Below are 21722 nucleotides of genomic sequence, written 5' to 3' on the forward strand. Positions count from 1 at the left end.
CCCGCGTGCGCGGGAAGTCGGCCGGGCCGACGTGCCCCGCGGGGGGCGTCAGTACACGAATAAGCGCGTAAGCGTGGACCGGTCGGTCTCGATCTCGGCCATGTCCGTCGCCGACAGCTTCGCGGCGTAGGCGGCCTGGAGTTCCTCGTCGTAGCGGTGCAGGGACTGCCGGTACGCGATGCCGCGGTCGGCCAGTCGGAAGACGTGGACCCGCCCGTCCTCGGGGCTCCGCTGCCGGGAGAAGTAGCCGTCCTTCTCCAGGCGGGCCAGGTGCTGGCTGACGGCGCCCTTCGAGACGTCGAGGGCCTCGGCCAGTTCCTTGGGCGTGACGGTCGGGTCGGCGACGATCCGGCCGAGCACGATGTGCTGCTGGGCGGTGAGGCCGAAGTCGTCGTAGTGGGGGCCGCGCCGCTCCGAGAGGAGCCACAGGTCGATGAACAGCTGGTTGATCCGGGCGCCGCGGGCGCGCAGCTCGGCGGTCACTCCGCGGCCGGGGCCTTCTCGTCGACGCCGTCGCGGGCCCCTTGCCGGTCGCGCTTGCGGAATCCGAGTCGGGCCTTGACCGCCCGGACGGTCTCCTTGCCGACCCCGGCGGCGCCGACCAGGAAGGAGACCTCGGCGGTGACGACCATCCCGCTGATGGCGGCGGTCTTGGTGGTGCCGTCCAGTGGGAGGAAGAAGGCGACCAGCACGGTCAGGTACAGGAGCGCGCTGAGGAGGAGGAAGGCGACGCCGATCTTGAACCGGAGCGGCCTCTTCGGGTCTGCGGGGGCTGCGGTCATGGATCCAGTTTAGGTGTCTAAACCATATGCGGTCAATGCGGCCCCCGTGCCCGGTCGCGGCCGCCCGGCCTGCGGTGAAGTGTCCGGGCAACGTCCGGCGAACGTCCTTCCCGGCCGGACGGCGCAGGAGCAGTCTGACGTCAGGACGAACCGCGGGGGACGTCCGGGCGGTTCCATCGGGGCCGCCGTCCACACCCAGGGGGGACACCCATGCTCGGAATCGGAAGACCCGGAAAACCCGGAAGACTCGGAAACCCCGGACGCGCCGTCGCGCTCGCCGCAGCCACCGTCGCGCTCGCCGCCGCCACCACCGTCGGCCTCGGCGGCACCGCGAGCGCCGACGCCGGAAGCATCCTCCAGAACGGCTGGAGCGGCAAGTGCATGGCCGTCGGCAACTGGGGCAACATCTCCAACGGCGTGCCCATCCTCGAGTACGGCTGCATCGGCGCCGCGGACCAGGGCTGGGGGGTGTCCAACTCGGGCAGCCACCCGGGCTGGTTCTACCTCTACAACGGCAAGGACAACAACTACTGCCTGACCTACACGCCGGGCACCACCAACCAGCTCACCCTCAACTGGTGCGGCTACCAGGGCAACAACGGCAGCCAGTCCCAGCTCTGGGCGACGGGGACGTACTGGGTCAACGGCCAGGCCTACCCGGAGTACATCGACTACGCCAACGGCTACTGCGTCTCGGTGCCGGGCAACGACCAGAAGGACCTCGCCCCGATCAACGTGTGGCCGTGCGGCGGCTACCTCGACCAGCGCTGGTACCTCGGGGGCTACAACTAGGCCGACCGCGCCCGGCCCCGAGGACCGTCAGGACAGGGCGTCCGCTCCGGCGGGCGCCCTGCCGGCCGTCGCACGGGCCGCCGTCGTCCGGTCGTCGGTGGGGCGGCGCAGGCCGAGCAGCGAGAGCCGGTCGGTGATCCGGTCGAAGAGTTCGGTCAGCGGCTCGCTGACCTCGTGGCCGAACTCGGTCAGCCCGTAGGTGACCTGGGGCGGGTTGGTCGGCTCGACGTGCCGCCGGACCAGGCCGTCCCCGACCAGGGCGCGCAGGGTCTGGGAGAGCATCTTCTCGCTGACGCCCTGGATGCTCTCGCGCAGTTCGTAGAACCGGAGGTCGTTGCCCCGGAGGGAGATCAGCACCCAGATGCCCCAGCGGCTGGTCACGTGGTCGACCATGTCGCGGGCCGGGCAGTCGGTGTGAAACACGTCATACCGGGTCCCGGTGGCAGCCGGGCTGGGCAGCAAACCTTCCGTCATGTCATGAGCTTACCTTCGGGTTCGTCCTTACGGATCGCCGGTCACCGCTCCTAACGTGCGGAGCACAGAAGGACATCCGACGAGGAGCTGAACATGATCGTGGTGACCGGGGCGACCGGAAACATCGGCCGGCCGTTGACGGAGGCGCTGGCCCGGGCCGGGGCGCGGGTGACGGCGGTGTCGCGGCACGCGGCCGCGGTGCCGGACGGCGTCCGGCACGTGGTGGCGGACCTGGCCGAACCGGGCGCCCTCAAGCCGGTGCTGGCCGGGGCGGAGGCGCTGTACCTGATGCTGTCCGGAGACCTCCACGGCGCCGGGGCCGACCCCGCCGGCCTGATCGCCGACGCGGCCGCGGCCGGGGTCCGCCGGGTCGTGCTGCTCTCCTCCCAGGGGGTGGTGACCAGGCCATTCGGCCCGACCCGGATCGCCATGCGCGCGCTGGAGGAAACGCTGCAGCGGTCCGTCCCGGAGTGGGCGGTCCTGCAGCCGGGGGGCTTCGCCTCCAACGCGCTGTGGTGGGCGGAGTCGGTGCGCGCGCAGCGGCTCGTCGCCGCGCCGTTCGGCGACATCGGGGTGCCGGTCATCGACCCCGCCGACATCGCGGAGGTCGCCGCGGCCTGCCTGCTGGACGACCGGCACACCGGCGCGGCGTACCAGCTGACCGGCCCGGAGGTGATCACCCCGCGCGGGCAGGCGGCGGCCCTCGCCGCGGCGCTCGGCACGCCGGTGCGCTTCCAGGAGCTCACCCGCGCGGAGGCCCGGGAGGCGATGGCGCAGGCCATGCCGGTGGAGCTCGCCGACGACACCCTGGACATCATCGGAGCCCCGAACCCGGCCGAGCTGCAGGTCAGTCCGGACGTCCGGCGGGTCCTCGGCCGGGATCCGCGCACCTTCGCGGACTGGGCGGCCCGCCACGTCGCCGCGTTCCGCTGAGGGACGCGACGGAGCGACGGGCCGGCCCGGACCGGGGGTGCCGGACGGTCAGAACCTGCCCTGGTTCAGGGCGTTCTGCAGGGCCGTGATGGTGGCCGGGCCCCACTGGCCGTCGACGGTGAGGCCGGCGCCGGTGGCGTTGAGGAAGGTCTGCAGCGCCTTGTAGGTGGCCGGGCCGGGGTCGCCGTCCTCGACGAGCCCGGCGTTGCCCCACACGTTGAGGTGGTGCTGGAGCGAGCGCTTGGAGTCCGGCCCCCACTGGCCGTCCGGGGTGGAACCGCAGACCCGCTGGACGGCCATGATGGTCAGGGTGCCGAAGACGCCGTCGACGGTGAGGCCGGCGCCGTCGTCGATGTACGCGAAGTACGCCGACTCGGTGGCCGGCCCCCACTGGCCGTCGGCCGCGGTGCCGACCTTGCCCTGGAGCCAGCGCACGCCGGCGGCGCTCAGCGGGCCCCAGGCGCCGTCGACGGCCAGCGCCGGGCTGTAGCCCAGGTCGTTGACCGCCTGCTGCTGGCGGGCCACCGACCGCACGGACGTCATCGCGCCGCCGCCGGACGAACCGCCGCCCCCGAACGCCTTGAAGGCCGACTCGGTGCCGGGCCCCCACAGGCCGTCGGCGGTGGTACCGACCTTGCCCTGGAGCCAGCGCACGCCGGCGTCCGTCAGCGGCCCCCAGGCGCCGTCGACGGCCAGCGCCGGGCTGTAGCCCAGGCTGTTGACGGCCTGCTGCTGGGCGGAGACCGACCGCACCTGGGTCATCCCGCCGCCGCTCGCGCCGCTGGAGTCGGTCGGCGGCGGGGTGTAGTCCGAGCCCGCCCACTGCAGCGGGTGGACCGTCGCCGGCATGCCGTTCTGCACCCAGGCGCGCAGCTGCGCCCCCGGGCAGTCGGTGGAGTTGCCGGGGAGCATGCCGTGGTAGGTCTTGGCCAGGGTGTGGCCGGTCATGTCGCAGGCCTTCTCGTACATCGAGCGGATCGCGGCCAGCGCGATGTCCGTGGCGTCCCCGCTCTCGCCGATGAAGCAGACGCCGATGTGGGTGGTGTTGGCCCCGTAGGCGTGTGCCCCCTGGAGGTACCAGCCGCGGCCCTCGAAGATCCGGCCGCTGCTGTCGACCAGGAAGTTGTAGCCGATGTCGGACCAGCCGTTCGAGTCCATGTGGTAGTTCTGGATCGACCGGATCGTCTGGGTGGTCGGCCCGTCCGAGTAGTGCACGGTGAAGCCGGTGCGGGCGCCGATGTCCACCGGGGTGATGTCCTTCGCCGGGCGGGCGCCCCACTGGCTGCGGGTGTAGATGGACAGCGTGCCGGCGTCGGGGCCGGTACCGGTGCCGCCGTTGGGCCCGGCGCCGGTGCCCGAGCCCGGCACCTCGAAGTCGTGGCGCTGGACGTAGGGGTAGAGCTTCCCGGGGCAGTCGGTGTGGGTCTTGGGGCGCACGTCCCGGTGGCCGACCAGCCGGAAGCCCGCGTCCTTCTCGTTCTGCAGGTAGCCGCAGAGCGACCTGATGCCGGCGGCCATCTCCGGGGTCACGTCGTCGTCGGAGCCCAGCAGGCCCATGACGGCGTAGTAGTTGCTGTTGGCGCCGGGCATCTCGGTCCCGTTGGCGGCGGACCGGCGGCCGAGCCCGCGGCCCTCGTATATGCCACCGTGCTTGCAGACCACGAAGTTGTACGGGATGTCGTCGTACTCGGGTTCCTTCTGGCCGAATTCGACCTCGATGTCGCCGATGGTGTCGTAGTGCATCGCGTCGTCCTGGATCTTCCGGACCAGTGCGGCGCAACTGCCGTGCGGATCGACGGACTTGTGTCCGCCGCCCTCGTGGTGGATGACGATGCCGCCGAGCCACGGGGTGAAGGGAAGCTGGTCGATCTTCTTGGGCGGCTGGGCGCCCCATTCACTGCGCGAGATGATGGTGACCATCGGGTTCTCCGGATTTCGTGCTGGGCCTGCTGGACCGGCGGGCGTCGAACGGCCGGCGTCGACCGGGGGAGTGGAACGGCGGGGGAGGGGCGCGTCACGCGGCCCCGATGACGCCCCCGTCCGTGCGCCGGACCACCAGCACGGCCGAGCGCGGCCGACCGGCGGGGTCATGGTCGGGCCAGTTGCCGACCACCCGGGGATCGTCCGCGGTGGGCGTGCCCCAGGCGTCGGTGCGCTCGCCCGGGTGCTGGACGTTGACGAACAGGGTGCGGCGGTCGGGCGTGGTGGCCACGCCGGTGATCTCGGCTCCGCGCGGGCCGGTCAGGAAGCGGCGGACCTCGCCGGTGGCCGGGTCGGCGGCCAGCAGCGCGTTGTTGCCCAGGTGCTCGTGGCCGGTCTCGGCCCGGTTCCGGTCGTAGCCCGAGATGCCGGTGCCGATCCACAGCCGGCCGTCGGGGTCGGACCACAGGCTCTTCGGCGAGGCGAACACGCCGGCGGCGTCCAGGTGGACCTGCCGGTCGTGGGCCGGGTCGCCGGCCAGCACGAAGACCTGCCAGTGGAAGCCGGTGGCCCGGCCCTCGCCCTGGGCGGCGTCGCCGTCCTCGCGCCAGCGGATGACGTGTCCGTACGGGTTGTCGGCGCGGGGGCTGACCGCGGCCCGGTGGGCGTTCGGGCCGGAGGAGCAGTGGCCGAGGCCCGGGCTGTTCGCGAACGCGCAGAAGGCCGTTCCGTCGGGGCCGACCGAGGTCTGCTGGGGGCGGTCCAGCGGGGTGGCGCCGAGCGCGTCCGCCGCCTGCCGGGCCCGCAGCACCACGTCGGCCTGGTCGGCCCAGCCGTTGTCCCGGGTCAGCGTGCCCTGGCCGTGGGTCAGCGGCAGCCAGCGGCCGGTGCCGTCGTCCTCGAACCGGGCGACGTACAGGGTGCCGTGGTCCAGCGGGCTGCGGCCCTGGGAGCGCAGCCGCCACCAGCTGTCCGTACCGACGAACCTGTAGAGGTAGCCGCCGTTCTCGTCGTCGCCGCTGTAGACGACGACCCGGCCGGCGGACTCGGTGACGCTGGCCCCGACGTGCTGGAAGCGGCCGAGCGCGGTGCGCTTCACGGGCGGTGCCTGCGGCGTGGACGGGTCGATCTCCACCACCCAGCCGAACCGGTTGGCCTCGTTGCCGTTCACCGCGAGGTCGAAGCGCGGGTCGGCGCGGTGCCAGCCGCGGCCGTCGCCGCGGGCGCCGAGGCCGGCCCGCTTCTGCGCCCGGTCGGCCCGCCACGTCCGGCTGTCGGTGCCGAAACAGCCGGCGGTGTTCCGCTCGCCGGTCAGGAACGTCCCCCACGGGGTCACGCCGTGCGCGCCGGTGCCGAGCGTGCCCGTGGCGGGCGTGCCGGTGCGCAGCGCCGGGTGGTCGGCGTCCAGCGGGCCGGAGAAGGTGACGGGGGTGGCACCGGTGACACGGACGTTGCGCGGGGAGTCGGCGAGCTGCCAGGTGCCGCCGGTGCGCCGCACCTCCAGCACGCTGACGCCGTGCGCGGCGAGCGCCTTGGCGACCTGCTCCTTCGTGACGGTCGCACCGCCGCGGCCGTCGAGGAGGGCGGCGTCGGCGGACTCGTGGGTGAGCACCAGCGTGCCGCGGGAGTCGTCGGCGCCGGGGAAGAAGTGCACTCCGGCGTGGTGCGAGCCGATCTGCTCGGCCTGCTCCGCCGCGGTGTTGCCGCCGTCGGCCCGCCACGTCGGGCCGTTCCCGCGCACCGGCTGCCCCCAGGGGGCGAGCACCTGCGCGGAGTACCCGGCGGGCACGGTCACGGTGTCGGCGCTGCTCGCCGGCACGGCGGTGAAACCGAGCGGGGCCGACGCCGCACCCGCCGCGCCCGGCTGTGCGGGGGCGGCGACGGCGGGGGACGCGGACAGGCCGAGGAAGCCGGCCAGCGCGAGGGTGCCTCCGGTGAGGGCCTGACGACGCGACAGGCCGGCGGCCACCACCTCGTCGATCGTGCGGCGGGGTGCTGTCTCCGGTTGCGGAGCGTGCTGATCTGGCATGGTCGCCACCCAGGGAGGTCGGCCCGCCGGAGCGGGGTGCGGGGCTGAGGGTGCGGGGCTGGGAGCGTGGGGCCGAGGGGCCCGACGTCGCCGGGGCACAGGGCTCGCCGGCGGACTCGCGGGACCGAACCTAGATCGCCCACGACCCCTGCGACCATCCCGCTCCTGTCTCAAAAGGCCTGGTCAGCGATGTGAGACGGTGTGAGACAGCCGGGACGGGAACCGGTCGCGGGCCGGCGGGCATCGTGGAAGCGGAACCCGGGAGTCGGTGTTCCGGGAAGGCCGGACGAGTACGTGGAGGCGGCGATGCGGGCAGCGCGGGAGCGGTGGGATCGGGGCCGCTGGGGGCGGGTGGCGGCGGCGCTGGTGCTGGCCACGGGCGGCACGCTGTTCGGCAACACCCGGATCGTGGCGGCCTGGCGGTTCTGCCTGGGCCAGGACCACGAGCCGGACCCGAACATGGCGGTGGCGACGGTGGGCTGGTGGGTCGTCATGTCCGTCGCCCTGGTGCTGCTCGGCGCCGTGCTGGGGCGCGGGTCGGGGAGCCGCCGCTACGCCCTGCCGGTCCTGCTCGCCGCTGCCGCCGTGCTGACCTGGCTGTACGTCACGGGGATGGGATCCCCGGCGCCGCTGCTCCCCGGGCAGCCGCCGGAGTCGGTGTGCGGGGTGCTGCCACCGTTCCCCTTCGCGGGCTGAACCGCTCCGGGTGCCGCCGTCGGGTACCCGGCGGCGCCCGGGCACGCGCAACGCCCGGCCGGGGTCCCCGGCCGGGCGTTGCGGTGCACTGCTGGTCGACGGCCCGTCAGCAGACGAGGGTGTTCCACGGCGTGGCCCAGGTGTCCAACGCCTTCCAGGTGTTGGGGCCGACGATGCCGTCGGGCTTGAGGTGGGCGCAGCCCTGGAACCGCTTCACGGCGTCGAGGGTCAGCTTGCCGAACTGCCCGTCGATGTTCAGGGAGATCGGGGGGTTGAAGTAGGTGGAGGAGTTCACCAGCTCGCACTGCAGGGACTTGACCTCGTTGCCGGAGTCGCCGTAGCTGAGCTCGGGCTGGTTCCAGCTGTACTGGCCGCAGTCCGAGGTCTGGGCCGAGGCACTGCCGGCGGTGGTCACGCCGAGTCCGGCGGCCAGGGCGGTGGTGAGAACGACGGCCGCGAGCTTGTTGCGCATGGGTCTTCCTTCGGTACGGGTAGCTGGCAGGACCTGGGCGGGCCGGGTCAGCAGAGGTAGTTCGCCGCGGTGTCGATGTCGCTCTGGTAGTCCAGCTTGGCCCAGGTCAGCGGGCCGACGATGCCGTCGGGCTTGAGGCCGGCGCAGCCCTGGAACTTCTGCACGATGGCGAGGGTGTTCTTGCCGAAGATCCCGTCCACCTGGAGACCGGCGCCGCGCACGCTGTAGTTGAGCTCGCACTGCAGGGCCTTGATCTCGGGCCCGGAGTCGCCGTAGCCGACCATCGCCTCGTTGTCGCTGTTGTAGCCGTAGGAGCCGCACGAGGCCGGGGTGCTGGCGGACGCGGTGGTGGCGGTGCCGACACCGAGGCCGGTGAGCAGGACGGCACCCGCGATGACGGCGGCGAACTTGGTACGCATGGGAGTTCTCCTTCAGGAGGGCAGGCGGACGGGCCCGGGGCGGGCTCCGGTCCGGGTGGGAGTGGTGGACCCGGCGGGGGCGACGACGGGGGTCGCCCGCGGCTGGGGGTGGGTCAGGCGGTGACGTGGTACCAGTAGCCGCCGGTGCGCAGGGTGACGTAGTGGACGTCGGTGCCGGTCTCCTTGGCCTCGTACATCATGTCGGCGCCGGTGGCGGGGTCGGTGCCGGCGTAGAGGACGACGTGGGTGGTGTTGTGGGCGTTGGCCCCGAAGTACTCGACGTCGCCGGGGCGGCGCTGGGCCTCGGCGATCGGGGTGAGGTGCTTGTCCAGGGTCTGCTCGGTGGTGTCGCCGCCGTTGGCGAGGTCGAGGCCGGCGCCGAACCAGAAGGCCGCCCGGACGAAGCCCGAACAGTCCACGCCGACCGTGGTGTTGGCCGGGCAGGGCTGGATGGAGCCGGTGTAGCCGTCGCAGGTGCCCAGCGACGGGCCGGGGCCCTCGCCGCGCAGCGAGTGGCCGCCGCCCCAGACGTACGGGACGCCCAGGTAGGACTTGGCCGCGTTCAGCACCTTGGCGGAGTTGACCGGGCCGCTGGGCAGCGGGGCGGGGGTGCTGCCGTAGAGGGCGGTCTTGACGCCGGTGCCGACGATGCCGTCGATGGTCAGGGCGTGTGCGGCCTGGAAGTTGCGCACGGCGGTGTCGGTGGCCGGCCCGAACTGCCCGTCCACGGTGAGGCGGCCGGCGTTGAAGGTGTTCAGCATCGTCTGCAGGGTGGAGACGCACTGGCCGCCGGCACCGGTCTGCAGGGTGCCGCACTGGGTGCGCAGGTCCACGCCGCCGGAGGGGGTGGTGGCCGCCTTGTCGAGGGCCGCCTTGGTGGCCGGGCCGACGATGCCGTCCGCGGTGAGCTGGTGCGCGCTCTGGAAGGCGCGCACGGCGGTGTCGGTGGCCTGGCCGAACTGCCCGTCCACGGTGAGGTGGGCGCCGGTCAGGTTGAGCTCCAGCTGGAGCTGGGTGACGCAGCCGTCGGCCTCGCCCTGCTGGATGTTGGCCGGGCAGGCGGCGGAGGTGAGCGGTATCGGGGCCGGGGCGGTCGCGGCGGAGGCGGTGTACGCGCCGACGCCGGTCAGCGCGGCGGCCAGGGCCAGGCCCAGCGAGAGCCGGCGCCGGGTGGGCAGGAGGGTCTTCACAGCGGGTTCTCCCAATGCGTGATGGTGCGTCGGGGGGAGCGGACCGACCCGCTCCCCCCGACGCCCGATCGTCTCGACGGAGGGGTGCTACTCGAACAGGCCCGAGTCGCTGGGCACGTAGGGGAAGCAGGTCCCGGAGGTCCCGCCGTAGTGCGGGTCACCGTGGTAGAGGACGTTGTCGCCGGTGAAGGGGCCGACGATGCCGTCCGGCTGGACGTGCTCGAGGGTCTGGAACCACACGACCTGGTCCTTGGTCCTCGGGCCCCAGATGCCGTCCTCGTCGATGGTCGCCCGGCCGTGCTGCTGGGCGACTTCGTTGATCAGGTGCTGGACGCACCACACGGCCTGGCTGTTGTTGGCGTAGCCGTCGCCGATGTACGGCGCGTTCTGGCTGGCGTTGGCGGTGCCGGCCAGGCCCAGCAGCGCCGAGCCGGCCACGGCCAGTGCGGCCGCGGCGCGGCCGAAGGTCTTCGCGGTCATCTGTCGCTCCTCGCGGTACGGGTGCTCAGGGGCCGTAGGTGGTGGGGATGTACTGCCAGCAGTAGGCGTCGGAGCTGCCGACGTAGTACGGGTCGCCGTCGCTGATGATCGCGTTCCCGGTGAGTTGGCCGACGTAGCCGTCGGGCAGGAGCGACCGGCCGCTGAGGAAGGTGTGGGCCTGCAGCCACTGGACGGCGGCCTTGGTCTGCGGGCCCCAGGCCCCGTCCTCCGCGAGCTGCGCGGGGTGGTCGGACAGGTGGGTGGTGTTCAGGAAGTAATTGAGGTTGTGCTGGACGCACCACACGGCGTGGGTGTTGTTGGCGTAGCCGTCGCCGAGGGTCGGCGCGCTCTGGCTGGCGCTGGCGGTGCCGGCCAGGCCCAGCAGGGCGGCGCCGGCCGCGGCCAGTGCGGCCGCGGCGCGGCCGAGGGTCTTCGCGGTCATGTCTCGGCCCTCCCGTGGCGGACGATCAGGGGCCGTAGTTGGTGGGGATGTACGCCCAGCACGGGGAGTTGTAGGTGCCGACCGAGTCGGGGTACCCCTCGCCGACGATCATGTCGCCGGTGAGCGGGCCGACGATGCCGTCGGTCTGGAGCTTCTGGCCGCCGACGTAGGCGTCCTCCTGGATCCACTGGACGGCGGCCTTGGTCTTGGGACCCCAGAGGCCGTCCTCGTCCAGCCGCGCGGGGCGGTCGGTCTTGGTCGTGATGTCGATGAAGTGGTTGATGTTGTGCTGGACGCACCACACGGCCTGGCTGTTGTTGGCGTAGCCGTCGCCGATGTACGGCGCGCTCTGGCTGGCGCTGGCGGTGCCGGACAGGGCGAGCAGGGCGGCGCCGGCGACGGCGGTCGCGGTGGCGGCCCTGGCGATGCGGGACGTGAGGCTCATGGCGTGGTTCCCCCGGGGAGCTGTGTTGGTCTCGGCTCGTGGACACATCGAGCTGCGGGCAGAACTGTGCCCCACCCGCCGTCCGGGCGGGAGGTGTTCCGGCGTCCCAGCGGTCCCAGGGACGCGTCCCGCGGCGCGGGCCTGCGGCCTGGGACGCCGTCTCCGTCCGAGGGCGGGACGCCGGTGGGGGCGGGCCCGCCGGGGGAGTGCCGACGCGGTGGTTGCCCGACGGCGGCCGAAATACCGGTGGGGGGTATCCGGGAGTCCTTGCGTTTGATACCCCCCATGGGTATAAATGAACTCAGCGCCGGACGATACCCCTCCCAGGTATGACCGCCCGGAGCGCGTCAGGACCTCGCAGCACCGACAGTCACGAGGAGCAACGATGACCACCCAGGCACCCGCCTCCGCGGAGGTGGAACTCTCGATCGGCGGAATGACGTGCGCCTCGTGCGCGGCCCGCATCGAGAAGAAGCTCAACCGGATGGACGGCGTCTCGGCCAGCGTCAACTACGCCACCGAGAAGGCCAGGGTCACCTTCGAGGGCGAGGTGGAGGTCGCCGACCTGATCGCCACCGTCGAGGCCACCGGCTACACCGCCGCGCTGCCCGCGCCCCCGGCGGCCGAGGGCGCCACCGGGCCGGCCGGGCCCGCCGACGAGACGGCCGCGCTGCGCCAACGGCTGGTGACCGCCGTCGCCCTGGCCGTCCCGGTGATCGCGATGGCGATGGTGCCGGCCCTCCAGTTCGACAACTGGCAGTGGCTCTCGCTGACCCTCGCCGCCCCGGTCGTCACCTACGCCGCCTGGCCGTTCCACAAGGCCGCGTTCACCAACGCCCGGCACGGCGCCGCGACGATGGACACCCTGGTCTCGCTCGGGACGGGCGCCGCCTTCCTCTGGTCGCTGTGGGCGCTGTTCTTCGGCCACGCCGGGATGCCCGGGATGCGGCACGGCTTCGAGCTCACCATCGCCCGCAGCGACGGTGCGTCCAACATCTACCTGGAGGCGGCGGCCGGGGTCACCGCCTTCATCCTGGCCGGGCGCTACTTCGAGGCCCGCTCCAAGCGCACCGCCGGCGCCGCCCTCAGGGCGCTGCTGGAACTGGGCGCCAAGGACGTGACGGTGCTGCGCGGCGGGGCCGAGGTGCGGATCCCGATCACCGGGCTGGCGGTGGGCGACCGCTTCGTGGTCCGTCCGGGCGAGAAGATCGCCACCGACGGCGTCGTGGTCGAGGGCGCCTCCGCGGTGGACGCCTCGATGCTGACCGGCGAGTCCGTGCCGGTCGAGGTCGCGGTCGGGGACGCCGTCACGGGTGCGACCGTGAACGCGGGCGGCCGGCTGGTGGTCGAGGCGACCCGGGTCGGCGCGGACACCCAGCTGGCCCGGATGGCCCGGCTGGTCGAGGACGCCCAGAACGGCAAGGCCGCCGCCCAGCGCCTGGCCGACCGGATCTCCGGGGTCTTCGTGCCGATCGTGATCGCCCTCGCGGTGGCCACCCTCGGGTACTGGCTGGGCACCGGCGAGGGCTGGACGGCCGCCTTCACGGCCGCAGTGGCCGTGCTGATCATCGCCTGCCCGTGCGCCCTCGGCCTGGCCACCCCGACCGCGCTGCTGGTCGGCACCGGCCGCGGCGCCCAGCTCGGCATCCTGATCAAGGGCCCGGAGGTGCTGGAGTCCACCCGTAAGGTCGACACCGTCGTGCTCGACAAGACCGGCACCGTCACCACCGGCCGGATGACCCTGCTCGCCGTGCACACCGCCGGTACGACCACCGAGGCCGAGGCACTGCGGCTGGCCGGCGCCCTGGAACACGCCTCCGAGCACCCGATCGCCCGCGCCGTCGCCGACGCCGCCGCCAGGGCCGGCGACCTGCCCGCCGTCGAGGGCTTCGAGAACGTGCCGGGCCTGGGCGTCCAGGGCGTGGTCGACGGCCACGCCGTGGTGGCCGGCCGGGTGGCGCTGCTGGCGGAGTGGTCGCAGCACCTGCCGGCGGCGCTGGCCGAGGCCAAGCGCACGGCCGAGGCGGCGGGCCGCACCGCGGTCGCGGTCGGCTGGGACGGCGAGGCCCGGGCCGTCCTGGAGGTCGCCGACGCGGTCAAGCCTTCCAGCGCCGAGGCCGTCGCCCGGCTGCGTGCCCTGGGGCTGACCCCGGTGCTGCTCACCGGCGACAACCGGCTGGTCGCCGAGGCGGTCGCGGCCGAGGTCGGGATCGCCCCGGAGCACGTGATCGCCGAGGTCATGCCGCAGGACAAGGTCGCCACCGTCAAGCGGCTGCAGGCCGAGGGCCGGGTCGTGGCGATGGTCGGCGACGGCGTCAACGACGCGGCCGCGCTCGCCCAGGCCGACCTCGGCCTGGCCATGGGCACCGGCACCGACGCCGCGATCGAGGCCGCCGACCTCACCCTGGTCCGCGGCGACCTGCGCGCCGCCGCCGATGCCATCCGGCTCTCCCGCCGGACCCTCGGCACCATCAAGGGCAACCTGTTCTGGGCGTTCGGCTACAACGTCGCCGCCCTCCCGCTGGCCGCCGCCGGGATGCTCAACCCGATGATCGCGGGGGCGGCGATGGCCTTCTCCTCGGTCTTCGTGGTCGGCAACAGCCTCCGGCTGCGCCGCTTCCGCTGAGCCCGCCCCACCATCGCGGCCCCACCCCCGAGGCCCCGGAACCGACACCGGTTCCGGGGCCCCGACGTTCCGCCCCCCAGGAAGGCCGGGCCGCTACGGGCCCTCCGGCAGCTCCACCGCCTGCCAGCGGTACGCCGGGTCCTCCTGCCAGACCTGCAGCTCGCCCTCGACCACCGCCGCCAGGCACAGCCGCCAGTCGTCGCCCATGGCGAGCGCGACCCGGGTGGCCGGGCGCAGGGTGGGCCGCCACCAGCGGGGCCGGCGGGAGGCGCCGCCGGCCGGCAGCCGCAGGCGGACGCCGCCGGCTCCGGCCAGGGCGATGGTGGGACCGCCGCGGTGGCCGATCATGGCGACGCCGAGGGCGGGCTCCCCGTCACCGATCTCCGTACCGGCGGAGACCGCCGACCCGACGGTGTGCAGCTGCACCGAGCCGTCCGTCCGCAGGGTGGCCGCCTGCGGTCCGGCGGAGCCGCGGGCCAGGGCTCCGGCGCGCAGGGCGCCGGGCGGGCCGAGCGGGGCGGGCGGTTCGCCGCTGCCCGGGCGCCAGCCGAGCACGCGCTCCCGGTGTTCGACCAACAGCAGCCAGGCGCCGGGCCGTTCCTCCTCGGCGGCGAGGACCCGGTCGGCGGGGCAGCCCGGGTGCTCCTGGCCGGTGAGGGTGCGGCCGGGGGCCCAGCGGTAGGAGCGCACCGCCCCGGCGGAGGCCGTCCACACGGTCAGCTCGCCGGCCGCGCCCACCGCCCCGGCGAGGCCGCTCACCCCGCGCGCGGCCTCCCACCAGCCGGCCGCGGTACCGACCCACAGGGTGCCGGAGCGGTCCTCGGCGCAGACCACCAGCTCGCCCTGGTGTCCGACCCAGCCCGCCGCCAACTCCCGTACCGGGCCCGGACCCTGGTCGGCGGGCAGCCGGCGGCCGGGGCGGCCGGGCCCGGCCAGCGCGGTGCCGTCGGCGCCGGCCGTGACGACCAGCGGGCGGCCGGACCGGTCGGGCAGCACAGCCAGGCCCGTGGTGCGCGCCACCGGCCGGTGGGTGCGCAGGAGTTCACGGCCGCGGGCGGCCCAGGGGCCGAGCGGGGCGGGCCGCCGGTCGGGTTCGCGGGCGAGCGGTTCGCAGGCCCAGCGGGCGAGTTCCTCGCCGTAGCCGGCCGCCAGCAGTTCGGCGCGCGCCTGCTCGGCGGCGAGCCGGTGGTCGAGCCGGCCGTGGTCGGGCAGCAGCAGGGTGCGGGCGAGGGTGCCGACCGCGAACAGGTCCTTGGCGGTGGTCGGGAAGCCGCCGACCTGCTCGGCCTCCGGCGGGACGTGCCCGGGGGTGAACACCGCGACGGTCAGGGTGTGGTCGAGCGGGGCGAGGAAGGTCAGGTCGATCAGTTTGACCAGGCCCTGGGCGTCCACCAGCACGTTGGCGGGGGAGATGTCGCGGTGCACCCAGCGCTTGCGGTGCAGCTCGTCGACGATCCGGCAGAGCCGGACCAGCACCTCGGCCAGCGCGACCGGCCCGCCGCGCTGGCCGCGGGCCCAGGTGTGCAGCGGCACGCCCTCGACCCAGGGCGAGATCTGGTAGCCGAGCAGCCCGGCGGAGGGTGCCGCGCCGGGCCGGTGCGGGGAGGGGCCGAGCAGGAAGCTGGGCACCACCAGGTCGGTGACGCCGAGCCGGTGGGCGTTGTGCGACACGTCGTCCCAGCGGCCCAGCCAGCGCCGCACCTCGGACGGATCCCGCTCCAGCATGATCTTCGCGGCGACCAGTTCCCTGATCCCGTTGTGCCCGGTGCGCACCGCCCGCCACACCTCGGCCTCGCCGCCCCGGTGGTGGAACTCCAGCAGCTCGTACTGTTCGGGGTCGAACTCCGGCCCGAAGCGGAGTCCGGGCACCCAGCGAGACTCGGACACACGACCCCCGACGCTTCCTCACCACTGTGGACGCGCGGCCGTCGCGCAGCCCGCGCGCTGCCCAGGATAGTGCTCCTTCCTGTTCGGCGGCCCGGCGAGGGCCTATTCTGATGGGCGCCCGAGCAACATCACGACATCACGTCAACTCATGGTCGTACGGGGAATGTTGATCATTGGGTGGGACGGCTTCGACGCACAGGGGGACGGTGCATGCTGCTGATCGCGGTGCTGCTGATCGTGGCGGCACTGGCCGCGGTGACGGTCTTCGCGCTCGCCCGTGGACGAACGACCCTGGACGCGGCCGGAGTCACCAGGGCCCTCGCCGCGGCCGCCGAACAGCTCACGGCCGGCAAGGCCCCGCAGGCCCGCCGCCGCTACGCCCGACTGGCCCGCCGACTCGCCACCGGGCCGGCCGAACTGGGCCCCCAGCGCGGCCTCGCCCTGCTCGGCCAGGCCGAGGCCACCATCCCCACCGGCGACCAGCAGGCCACCCTCGCCCTCTACCGCGAGGCCTTCCCGCTGCTCACCGACCCCGCCCGGCACCTGCCCCGGTGGAGCCTGCAACGCCTCGCCGACGAACAACTGCGCTCCCCGAACGGCGAACTCGCCCCGCTGCTCGCCTTCCTGCGGGCCACTGCCACCGGCGCCGAACCCGGCGCGGAGGCCGACACCGCCACCCGCACCCGCCAGCAACTCCAGCAGCTCTGCCGGGAGGGCAGCCCCGAACAGCGCGAGCGCATCACCGCCGCCGCCCTCGCCGCGCTGCCCGGCCAGGACTGGCCGGTGCTCGCCCGCGCCGCCCTGCTGCAGACCACCGACCGGGCCGCCGAGACCGAGCCGCTGCTCGCCGCGGCCGCCCCCGCCGGCAGCGGTGAACTCTGGTTCCGCTGGGGCGCCCGGCTGTTCACCCTGCACCGGGACGAACCGGCCGTCGCCGCCTTCGACGAGGCGCTGCGCCGCGGCCCCGGCGAACCCTCCCCGTGGGGCCGCGGCCCGGCCCTGCGCACCGACAGCCTGCTCTTCCGCGGCCTGGCCCGGCAGCGGCTCGGCGCCACCGACGCCGCCTGGGCCGACCTCGCCGCCGCCGCCACCGAGAGCCCCGGTGACCCCCGGCCGCGCTACGCCCTCGGCCGGCTCGCCCTGCTGCTCGGCGCCGACGACCGGGCCCGGGAGCAGTTCACCGCCGCCCTGACCGTCCAACCCTCCTACGCCCCGGCCCGGTTCGGCCTGGCCCTGGTCCACGAGCGGGCCGCGCGGCCCGCCGAGGCCGCCGCCGACTACCGGGCCGGCCTCGGCCACGCCCCCGACTGGCGCCCCGCCCGGGTCCGACTCGGCGCCGCCCTGACCGCCGCCGGCCGGGCCGCCGAGGCCGAACCGGTCCTGCGCGCCGAGGCCGACACCGAACCGGACTCCCGCTGGAGCCGGATCGCCGCCTACCACCACGGCCTCGCGCTCGCCCGCACCGACGACCCGGCCGGCGCCCTGGCCCGCTGGGAGCCGCTGGACGACCCCGAACTGCACGGCCGGCAGGCCCTGGCCCGCGACCGACTCGCCCGGGCCGCGCTGGCCACCGACCCGGCCGCCGCCCGCGCCCACTGGCAGCGGGCCGCCGCCGAACACCCCGCCGCGGCCGGCTACCGGGCCGCGCTGCGCGAGGCCGCCCTGCGCGAGGCCGCCCACCTGCTGGTCACCGGCCGGGACCGGGCCGACGCACGGGACGCCGCCGCCACCGCCCTCGCCCTGGCCGACACCCTGCCCGGCGCGCTCACCCACCGGCAGTCCCGGCTGCGCGCCGCGCTCGCCCTCGCCGGGGGCCGCACCGAACCGGTCGCCGCGCTGCTGGACCCCGCCGCCGCGCCCCGGGACCGCTACCACCTGGCCGCCGCCGCCCTGCTGGCGGGCCGTCCGGTCCAGACCATCGCCCTGCTCGGCCCGCTCGACCCCGACCCGGCCGGCGACCCGGCGCTCGCCCGGCTGCGCGCCGTGCTCGCCGAACGGGCCGGCAACTGGGGCGCCGCGCTGGACTGGTACCGCCACTTCCTCGCCGCACCCGGCCCCGCCGCGGCGCCCGTCGGGGCGTGCGCCTCCTGCCCCCGCCCCGCCACCGGCGCCTGCGGCGGCTGCGGCCGTGAGGCCTGCGCCGACCACCTGCCGGCCCCCGCCGGAGCCGGCTCGCCGCGCTGCATACCCTGCGCCGGCCCCGCCCTGCGCGCCGTCCTGCTCTGCGCCCGCCGGGCCGGCACCCCCGAACTGGCCGAACCCGTCCTGGCCGCCTGGGCCGGGGCACTCGGCGACAGCCCCGCCGCCGCCCCCGTCCGGCTGGACCTCGCCCTGCTGCACGCCGAACTCGGCCGTCTCGACGAGGCCCTGGCCGAACTCCCGGAGGACGCCCACCCGGCCCGGGCCGCCGTCCTGGTCCGCCGGGCCGGCGCCGCCCTCGCCGCCGGACAGCCCGGCCGGGCGGCCGGCGACCTGCGCCAGGCCCTCGCCCTCGTCCCCGCCCACCCGCAGGCCGCCGCCGCGCTGGTGCCGCTCGCCGAGCACGAGGCCCACCAGCACGCCGCCGAGGGCCGGCACCGCGAGGCCTACCTGGCCTACCGGGACCTCCTGCTCAAGGACCCGGCCCACCCCCGGCTGCTGCACGCCCTCGGCCTGGCCGGCTACCGGCACGCCGTCGGCGGCGACGACCAGGAGGCCTGGGCCTGGACCCTCGGCTGCCTGGTGGCCGCCCTGCACCGCTCGGAGCTGTGGTCCGAGACCGCCCGGATCACCGGCCGGGAGGCCGAGCCGCAGCGGACGGCGGCCGCCCGGACCGCGCTCGTCGACCGCCTCCGCGAGGACCTCCGCGGCCTCGACCGGGCCGCCGGGCGCAGCGGTGACGAGGTCGACGCCTGGACGCTGCGGCTCGGCATCGAGGTGCACGCCGCCGACGCCCTCGCCGGGCAGGACGTGATGATCGCGGTGCCCGGCCGCCCGGCCCGCCGCCTGGTGCTCGGCCCCACGCTGCACCGACTGCTCGGAGCGCAGCCCGGACTCCCCGGCTGGGGGCGGGCCTTCGACGAGGCGCTGACCGACGTCCGGGGGCCGTCCGGCCCGGACGGGCGCCCGCCGGCCCCGGCCCTCGAGGTGTTCGACGGGCTCGGCGCCCAGCGCTACCTGCTGCTCCAGGGCCGGCCGGCCGCCGCCGTCGCCGGGCTGGACGCGGTGCCCGAGGCCCGGCGCGACCGGCCCTGGCAGCACCTGCTCGGTGCGGCGCTGGTCAGCCAGGCCCGGGAGCACCACCGCCACCAGGACTGGCGCGAGGCGCTGGACTGCCTGACCCGGGCCGGGGCCGTCCCGGGCGCGGTGCTGCCCGCCGACGCCGCCCGGATCGCCGCCGAGTCCGGCGTCCGGGCCGCCCGCGCCCTGCTGAAGAGCAGCGAGGACGACCAGCCGGGCGCGGCCGAGCTGCTCGAGAAGGCCTTCGCACTGGCCCCGGACGATCCGGAGGTGCGCGGCGACCTCGGCGCGACCTACGCCCAGTGGGCCCGCAAGATCAACAACGAGGACAAGGACTACCGGCGGGCCATCGAGCTGGTCGGAAAGGGCCTCGACCTCGTCCCGGACGACCCGACCGCCCTGCGCTTCCTCCGCGCCGCGCTCGGCAACCGGGCCAGCGAGCTCAGCCGGGTCGACGCCTCCGACGCGGAGCTGATCGAGGCCGTCGAGCTGTGGCAGCGGCTGGTCGACCTCGACGCCGACCCGGAGAACCGCCGGGGCCTGGCCTTCGTGCTGCGCCAGCTCGCCCGCTCCGCCGCCTTCGCCGACGAGCCCGACCGCGCCACCGGCCGGATGCTCCAGGCACTCCTGATGGACCCGGACTGGGAGGGCGACGCCGGGAGCGAGGCGGACCGCCGGATCTCGGTGATGCTCGCCAACCACGTCATCGACACCATGCAGCAGAGCACCTTCCAGGAGCAGGCCGCCGTGCTCCACAAGGCCCGGTCCTACGACGACTCGCCCGAGATCCGCGGGTTGATGGTCAACGTCTGGCGCAGCCGGGCGGTCGCCTTCTTCGAGGAGCGCTTCTACCGGGAGGCGGTGGCCCTGCTGCGGGAGGCGCTCGAACTCGCCACCGCCCCGGAGGACATCACCGGGCTCAAGGCCGATCTCGGCATCGTCCTGCGCTCCTACGCCGTCGCCCTGGCCAATGCGGGCAGTTACCAGGAGGCCCGGGGGGCGGTCGAGATGGCCCTCCAGTACAACCCCCGCAGCACCGAGCTGCACGACCTGGCCGCCCGGATCAACAAGCTCGGCCGCCGCTGACGGGCCGTCCCGGCAACCGCCGGGCGGCCGTCGTCGTCGTAGCCGGTGCGCGGGCCCGGCCCGCCGGGCCCGCGCAGCGTCCGCGTCAACCCCGCTGTCCCGTATGAGCCGTGAGGAGAGAGACCGCCCGCCATGCCACTGCACGAACCGTCGCCGTACGAGGTCCTGGGCGTCCCGCTCACGGCCGGGACGCGTGAGATCAACCTCTCGGTCGGGAAGGCGCTGAAGGCGGGCCGGTACAGCCGCCAGCAGATCCAGGACGCCGCGGCGCTGCTCCGCAACCCGGACCGGCGCCTGGAGGTGGACCTCCAACTGCCGCTGCCGCCCGGGCCGGTGGACCAGGCCGCCGACCTGCTGGCCCCCGCGCTCGCCGAGCCCCTGCCGGTGTCCGGGCCCGCCGGGCCGCCCTCGGCCCCGGCCCTGCTGGCGCTGCACCGGGCCGAGCTGGCCGCCGACTTCGCCGAGCCCGCCCCCGGCGGGGCCGACCCCGAACCGCCCGTGCCCGCCCGCTACGCGGCCGACCTGTCCGTGCTGCCGCAGATCGAGGTCCCCGATTGACTTCCTCCCCTCCCGTGGGAGGGGATTCCCCCTCAGCCTCGCGGCTGAGCCGCCGCGCGGATGCGCTGCGGTGGGACGACTTCCTGCTTCACCGACGACTGCCCGCCCGGAGTGCTCCGTTGAGGTCTTACACCGTCTCCACCGGCGGCAACCGCCAGTCCGGCGGTCAGGATGTTGCGTGCCACGTTGACATCCCGGTCGTGGACTGCGCCGCAGTCGCACGCCCATGCGCGGACGTTCAAGGGCATGGTGTCGCGGATGGCTCCGCAGGCCGAGCACAGCTTGGAACTGGGGAACCGCCGGTCGATGATGACCAGGTCACGGCCGTACCAGGCGCATCTGTACGTCAGCATGGTCCGGAGCTCGGTCCAGCTCGCGTCGCTGATGGCGCGGGCCAGCGTTCTGTTCTTGAGCAGGTTGCGGACCGTGAGGTCCTCGATCACGACCGTTTGGTTTTCGCGGACGAGTCGGGTAGTGAGCTTGTGCAGGAAGTCCCTGCGTCGGTCGGCGATCCTCGCGTGGATCCGGGCGACCTTCCCGCAGGCCTTCTCCCGGTTGGCCGAGCCCTGGACCTTGCGGGAGAGCTCCCGCTGGGCTCTGGCCAGCCGCTCGCGGTCGCGGCGTTCGTGCTTGGGGTTGGTGACTTTCTCTCCGGTGGAGAGTGTCACCAGGGAGATGATCCCGGCATCGATCCCCACCGCCGTACCCGCGGCGGGCAGTGGTCCGACGGCCGGATCGTCGCACAGCAACGAGACGAACCACCGACCCGCCGCGTCCCGGCTGACCGTCACCGTGGACGGCGATTGCCCTTCGGGCAGCGGACGGGACCACACGATGTCCAACGGATCGGCCATCTTCGCCAGGGTGAGACGTCCGCCCCGGTACCGGAACGCGGACGTGGTGTACTCGGCGCTGTCACGGGATCGCTTCTTCGACTTGAACCGCGGATATCTCGCCCGCTTCTGCCAGAAGTTGGAGAACGCCCCTTGCAGGTGGCGCAGGGCCTGCTGGAGCGGCACGCAGGAGACTTCGGAGAGGAACGCGAGCTCCTCGGACTTCTTCCACTGCGTCAGCATCGCCGACGTTGCGTTGTAACCCACCCGCTCCTGGCGCAGGATCCACGCCTCCGTGCGGGCCGCGAGCGCCATGTTGTAGACCTTCCTCACGCACCCGAACGTGCGCGACAGCTCAGCTGCTTGCGCGTCGGTCGGATAGAAGCGGAACTTGTATGCCCGCTTCACCGGGGAGGTCGTCACGCATTACATGATATGT

Annotated in this window: 19 protein-coding genes; 6 read left to right on the forward strand and 13 right to left on the reverse strand. The window is 74.5% G+C overall.

Annotated features, from left to right (window positions below):
- Positions 1–48 precede the first annotated feature (48 nt).
- Entirely contained in the window at positions 49–483 is a 435-nt protein-coding gene (locus AB0O91_RS03060) for a MarR family transcriptional regulator (RefSeq protein ID WP_363427354.1), read from the reverse strand.
- The gene (locus AB0O91_RS03065) at positions 480–782 is read right to left on the reverse strand and encodes a transporter suffix domain-containing protein (protein ID WP_363427355.1); all 303 of its coding nucleotides are present in this window, start codon (positions 780–782) and stop codon (positions 480–482) included. The genes AB0O91_RS03060 and AB0O91_RS03065 overlap by 4 nt, the downstream gene beginning before the upstream one ends.
- Before the next feature lie 210 nt (positions 783–992).
- Here AB0O91_RS03065 and AB0O91_RS03070 point away from each other — a divergent pair, with 210 nt between their 5' ends.
- Positions 993–1574, forward strand: coding sequence for a hypothetical protein (locus AB0O91_RS03070; RefSeq protein WP_363427356.1), 582 nt, complete (start codon positions 993–995; stop codon positions 1572–1574).
- Between the two features lie 27 nt (positions 1575–1601).
- Here AB0O91_RS03070 and AB0O91_RS03075 read toward each other — a convergent pair whose 3' ends face one another.
- Positions 1602–2048 carry a helix-turn-helix domain-containing protein gene (locus AB0O91_RS03075; protein WP_363427357.1) on the reverse strand — a complete coding sequence of 149 codons (447 nt, stop codon included), beginning with the start codon at positions 2046–2048 and terminating at the stop codon, positions 1602–1604.
- A 93-nt stretch (positions 2049–2141) separates the two neighbouring features.
- Here AB0O91_RS03075 and AB0O91_RS03080 point away from each other — a divergent pair, with 93 nt between their 5' ends.
- Entirely contained in the window at positions 2142–2981 is an 840-nt protein-coding gene (locus AB0O91_RS03080; RefSeq protein ID WP_363427358.1) for an NAD(P)H-binding protein, read from the forward strand.
- 48 nt (positions 2982–3029) lie between these two features.
- Here the strand turns inward: AB0O91_RS03080 and AB0O91_RS03085 are convergent, their stop codons facing one another.
- Together AB0O91_RS03085 and AB0O91_RS03090 are read right to left on the reverse strand one after the other, a co-directional pair.
- Positions 3030–4901 carry an N-acetylmuramoyl-L-alanine amidase gene (locus tag AB0O91_RS03085; RefSeq protein WP_363427359.1) on the reverse strand — a complete coding sequence of 624 codons (1872 nt, stop codon included), beginning with the start codon at positions 4899–4901 and terminating at the stop codon, positions 3030–3032.
- A 94-nt stretch (positions 4902–4995) separates the two neighbouring features.
- Positions 4996–6930 carry a PhoX family phosphatase gene (locus AB0O91_RS03090; protein ID WP_363427360.1) on the reverse strand — a complete coding sequence of 645 codons (1935 nt, stop codon included), beginning with the start codon at positions 6928–6930 and terminating at the stop codon, positions 4996–4998.
- A gap of 306 nt (positions 6931–7236) precedes the next feature.
- On the opposite strand from AB0O91_RS03090, the gene AB0O91_RS03095 reads away from it, so the two are divergent.
- Positions 7237–7626 carry a hypothetical protein gene (locus AB0O91_RS03095; RefSeq protein WP_363427361.1) on the forward strand — a complete coding sequence of 130 codons (390 nt, stop codon included), beginning with the start codon at positions 7237–7239 and terminating at the stop codon, positions 7624–7626.
- 106 nt (positions 7627–7732) lie between these two features.
- Here AB0O91_RS03095 and AB0O91_RS03100 read toward each other — a convergent pair whose 3' ends face one another.
- The 6 genes from AB0O91_RS03100 to AB0O91_RS03125 all read right to left on the reverse strand — a co-directional run bounded on the left by AB0O91_RS03100 (position 7733) and on the right by AB0O91_RS03125 (position 11074).
- Positions 7733–8098, reverse strand: a complete 366-nt coding sequence (locus AB0O91_RS03100; RefSeq protein ID WP_363427362.1) for a peptidoglycan-binding domain-containing protein — start codon at positions 8096–8098, stop codon at positions 7733–7735.
- Between the two features lie 47 nt (positions 8099–8145).
- Positions 8146–8517, reverse strand: coding sequence for a peptidoglycan-binding domain-containing protein (locus AB0O91_RS03105; protein ID WP_363427363.1), 372 nt, complete (start codon positions 8515–8517; stop codon positions 8146–8148).
- 113 nt (positions 8518–8630) lie between these two features.
- On the reverse strand, positions 8631–9707 hold the full coding sequence (locus AB0O91_RS03110; protein ID WP_363427364.1) for a peptidoglycan-binding protein: 1077 nt from the start codon (positions 9705–9707) through the stop codon (positions 8631–8633).
- Positions 9708–9794: 87 nt separating this feature from the next.
- Positions 9795–10187 carry a peptidoglycan-binding domain-containing protein gene (locus AB0O91_RS03115; RefSeq protein ID WP_363427365.1) on the reverse strand — a complete coding sequence of 131 codons (393 nt, stop codon included), beginning with the start codon at positions 10185–10187 and terminating at the stop codon, positions 9795–9797.
- A gap of 25 nt (positions 10188–10212) precedes the next feature.
- Positions 10213–10629, reverse strand: a complete 417-nt coding sequence (locus tag AB0O91_RS03120) for a hypothetical protein (protein WP_363427366.1) — start codon at positions 10627–10629, stop codon at positions 10213–10215.
- A 25-nt stretch (positions 10630–10654) separates the two neighbouring features.
- Positions 10655–11074 carry a peptidoglycan-binding domain-containing protein gene (locus AB0O91_RS03125; RefSeq protein WP_363427367.1) on the reverse strand — a complete coding sequence of 140 codons (420 nt, stop codon included), beginning with the start codon at positions 11072–11074 and terminating at the stop codon, positions 10655–10657.
- A gap of 385 nt (positions 11075–11459) precedes the next feature.
- On the opposite strand from AB0O91_RS03125, the gene AB0O91_RS03130 reads away from it, so the two are divergent.
- A complete protein-coding gene (locus AB0O91_RS03130) occupies positions 11460–13700 on the forward strand; it encodes a heavy metal translocating P-type ATPase (RefSeq protein WP_363427368.1) in 2241 nt (746 codons plus the stop codon).
- 93 nt (positions 13701–13793) lie between these two features.
- Here AB0O91_RS03130 and AB0O91_RS03135 read toward each other — a convergent pair whose 3' ends face one another.
- Positions 13794–15569 (reverse strand): protein kinase, encoded by a 1776-nt coding sequence (locus tag AB0O91_RS03135; protein WP_363427369.1) that lies wholly within the window; start codon positions 15567–15569, stop codon positions 13794–13796.
- Positions 15570–15797: 228 nt separating this feature from the next.
- Between AB0O91_RS03135 and AB0O91_RS03140 the strand changes: the two genes are divergently transcribed.
- Both AB0O91_RS03140 and AB0O91_RS03145 read left to right on the forward strand, forming a co-directional pair.
- The gene (locus tag AB0O91_RS03140; protein WP_363427370.1) at positions 15798–19892 is read left to right on the forward strand and encodes a hypothetical protein; all 4095 of its coding nucleotides are present in this window, start codon (positions 15798–15800) and stop codon (positions 19890–19892) included.
- A 132-nt stretch (positions 19893–20024) separates the two neighbouring features.
- On the forward strand, positions 20025–20450 hold the full coding sequence (locus AB0O91_RS03145; RefSeq protein ID WP_363427371.1) for a hypothetical protein: 426 nt from the start codon (positions 20025–20027) through the stop codon (positions 20448–20450).
- Between the two features lie 32 nt (positions 20451–20482).
- On the opposite strand, the gene AB0O91_RS03150 is transcribed toward AB0O91_RS03145, so the two are convergent.
- Positions 20483–21706 carry a transposase gene (locus AB0O91_RS03150; RefSeq protein ID WP_363427372.1) on the reverse strand — a complete coding sequence of 408 codons (1224 nt, stop codon included), beginning with the start codon at positions 21704–21706 and terminating at the stop codon, positions 20483–20485.
- Between the last annotated feature and the right edge of the window lie 16 nt (positions 21707–21722).

Origin of the sequence: Kitasatospora sp. NPDC089797 (assembly GCF_040684795.1) — a bacterium.
Taxonomy (GTDB): Bacteria; Actinomycetota; Actinomycetes; order Streptomycetales; family Streptomycetaceae; genus Kitasatospora.

What these genes read in the sequence shown, in the direction of transcription:
- AB0O91_RS03065 (WP_363427355.1), bottom strand. Translation starts at nt 782, where the DNA reads ATGACCGCAGCCCCCGCAGACCCGAAGAGGCCGCTCCGGTTCAAGATC.
- AB0O91_RS03070 (WP_363427356.1), top strand. Translation starts at nt 993, where the DNA reads ATGCTCGGAATCGGAAGACCCGGAAAACCCGGAAGACTCGGAAACCCC.
- AB0O91_RS03075 (WP_363427357.1), bottom strand. Translation starts at nt 2,048, where the DNA reads ATGACGGAAGGTTTGCTGCCCAGCCCGGCTGCCACCGGGACCCGGTAT.
- AB0O91_RS03080 (WP_363427358.1), top strand. Translation starts at nt 2,142, where the DNA reads ATGATCGTGGTGACCGGGGCGACCGGAAACATCGGCCGGCCGTTGACG.
- AB0O91_RS03085 (WP_363427359.1), bottom strand. Translation starts at nt 4,901, where the DNA reads ATGGTCACCATCATCTCGCGCAGTGAATGGGGCGCCCAGCCGCCCAAG.
- AB0O91_RS03090 (WP_363427360.1), bottom strand. Translation starts at nt 6,930, where the DNA reads ATGCCAGATCAGCACGCTCCGCAACCGGAGACAGCACCCCGCCGCACG.
- AB0O91_RS03095 (WP_363427361.1), top strand. Translation starts at nt 7,237, where the DNA reads ATGCGGGCAGCGCGGGAGCGGTGGGATCGGGGCCGCTGGGGGCGGGTG.
- AB0O91_RS03100 (WP_363427362.1), bottom strand. Translation starts at nt 8,098, where the DNA reads ATGCGCAACAAGCTCGCGGCCGTCGTTCTCACCACCGCCCTGGCCGCC.
- AB0O91_RS03105 (WP_363427363.1), bottom strand. Translation starts at nt 8,517, where the DNA reads ATGCGTACCAAGTTCGCCGCCGTCATCGCGGGTGCCGTCCTGCTCACC.
- AB0O91_RS03115 (WP_363427365.1), bottom strand. Translation starts at nt 10,187, where the DNA reads ATGACCGCGAAGACCTTCGGCCGCGCCGCGGCCGCACTGGCCGTGGCC.
- AB0O91_RS03120 (WP_363427366.1), bottom strand. Translation starts at nt 10,629, where the DNA reads ATGACCGCGAAGACCCTCGGCCGCGCCGCGGCCGCACTGGCCGCGGCC.
- AB0O91_RS03125 (WP_363427367.1), bottom strand. Translation starts at nt 11,074, where the DNA reads ATGAGCCTCACGTCCCGCATCGCCAGGGCCGCCACCGCGACCGCCGTC.
- AB0O91_RS03130 (WP_363427368.1), top strand. Translation starts at nt 11,460, where the DNA reads ATGACCACCCAGGCACCCGCCTCCGCGGAGGTGGAACTCTCGATCGGC.
- AB0O91_RS03140 (WP_363427370.1), top strand. Translation starts at nt 15,798, where the DNA reads ATGCTGCTGATCGCGGTGCTGCTGATCGTGGCGGCACTGGCCGCGGTG.
- AB0O91_RS03145 (WP_363427371.1), top strand. Translation starts at nt 20,025, where the DNA reads ATGCCACTGCACGAACCGTCGCCGTACGAGGTCCTGGGCGTCCCGCTC.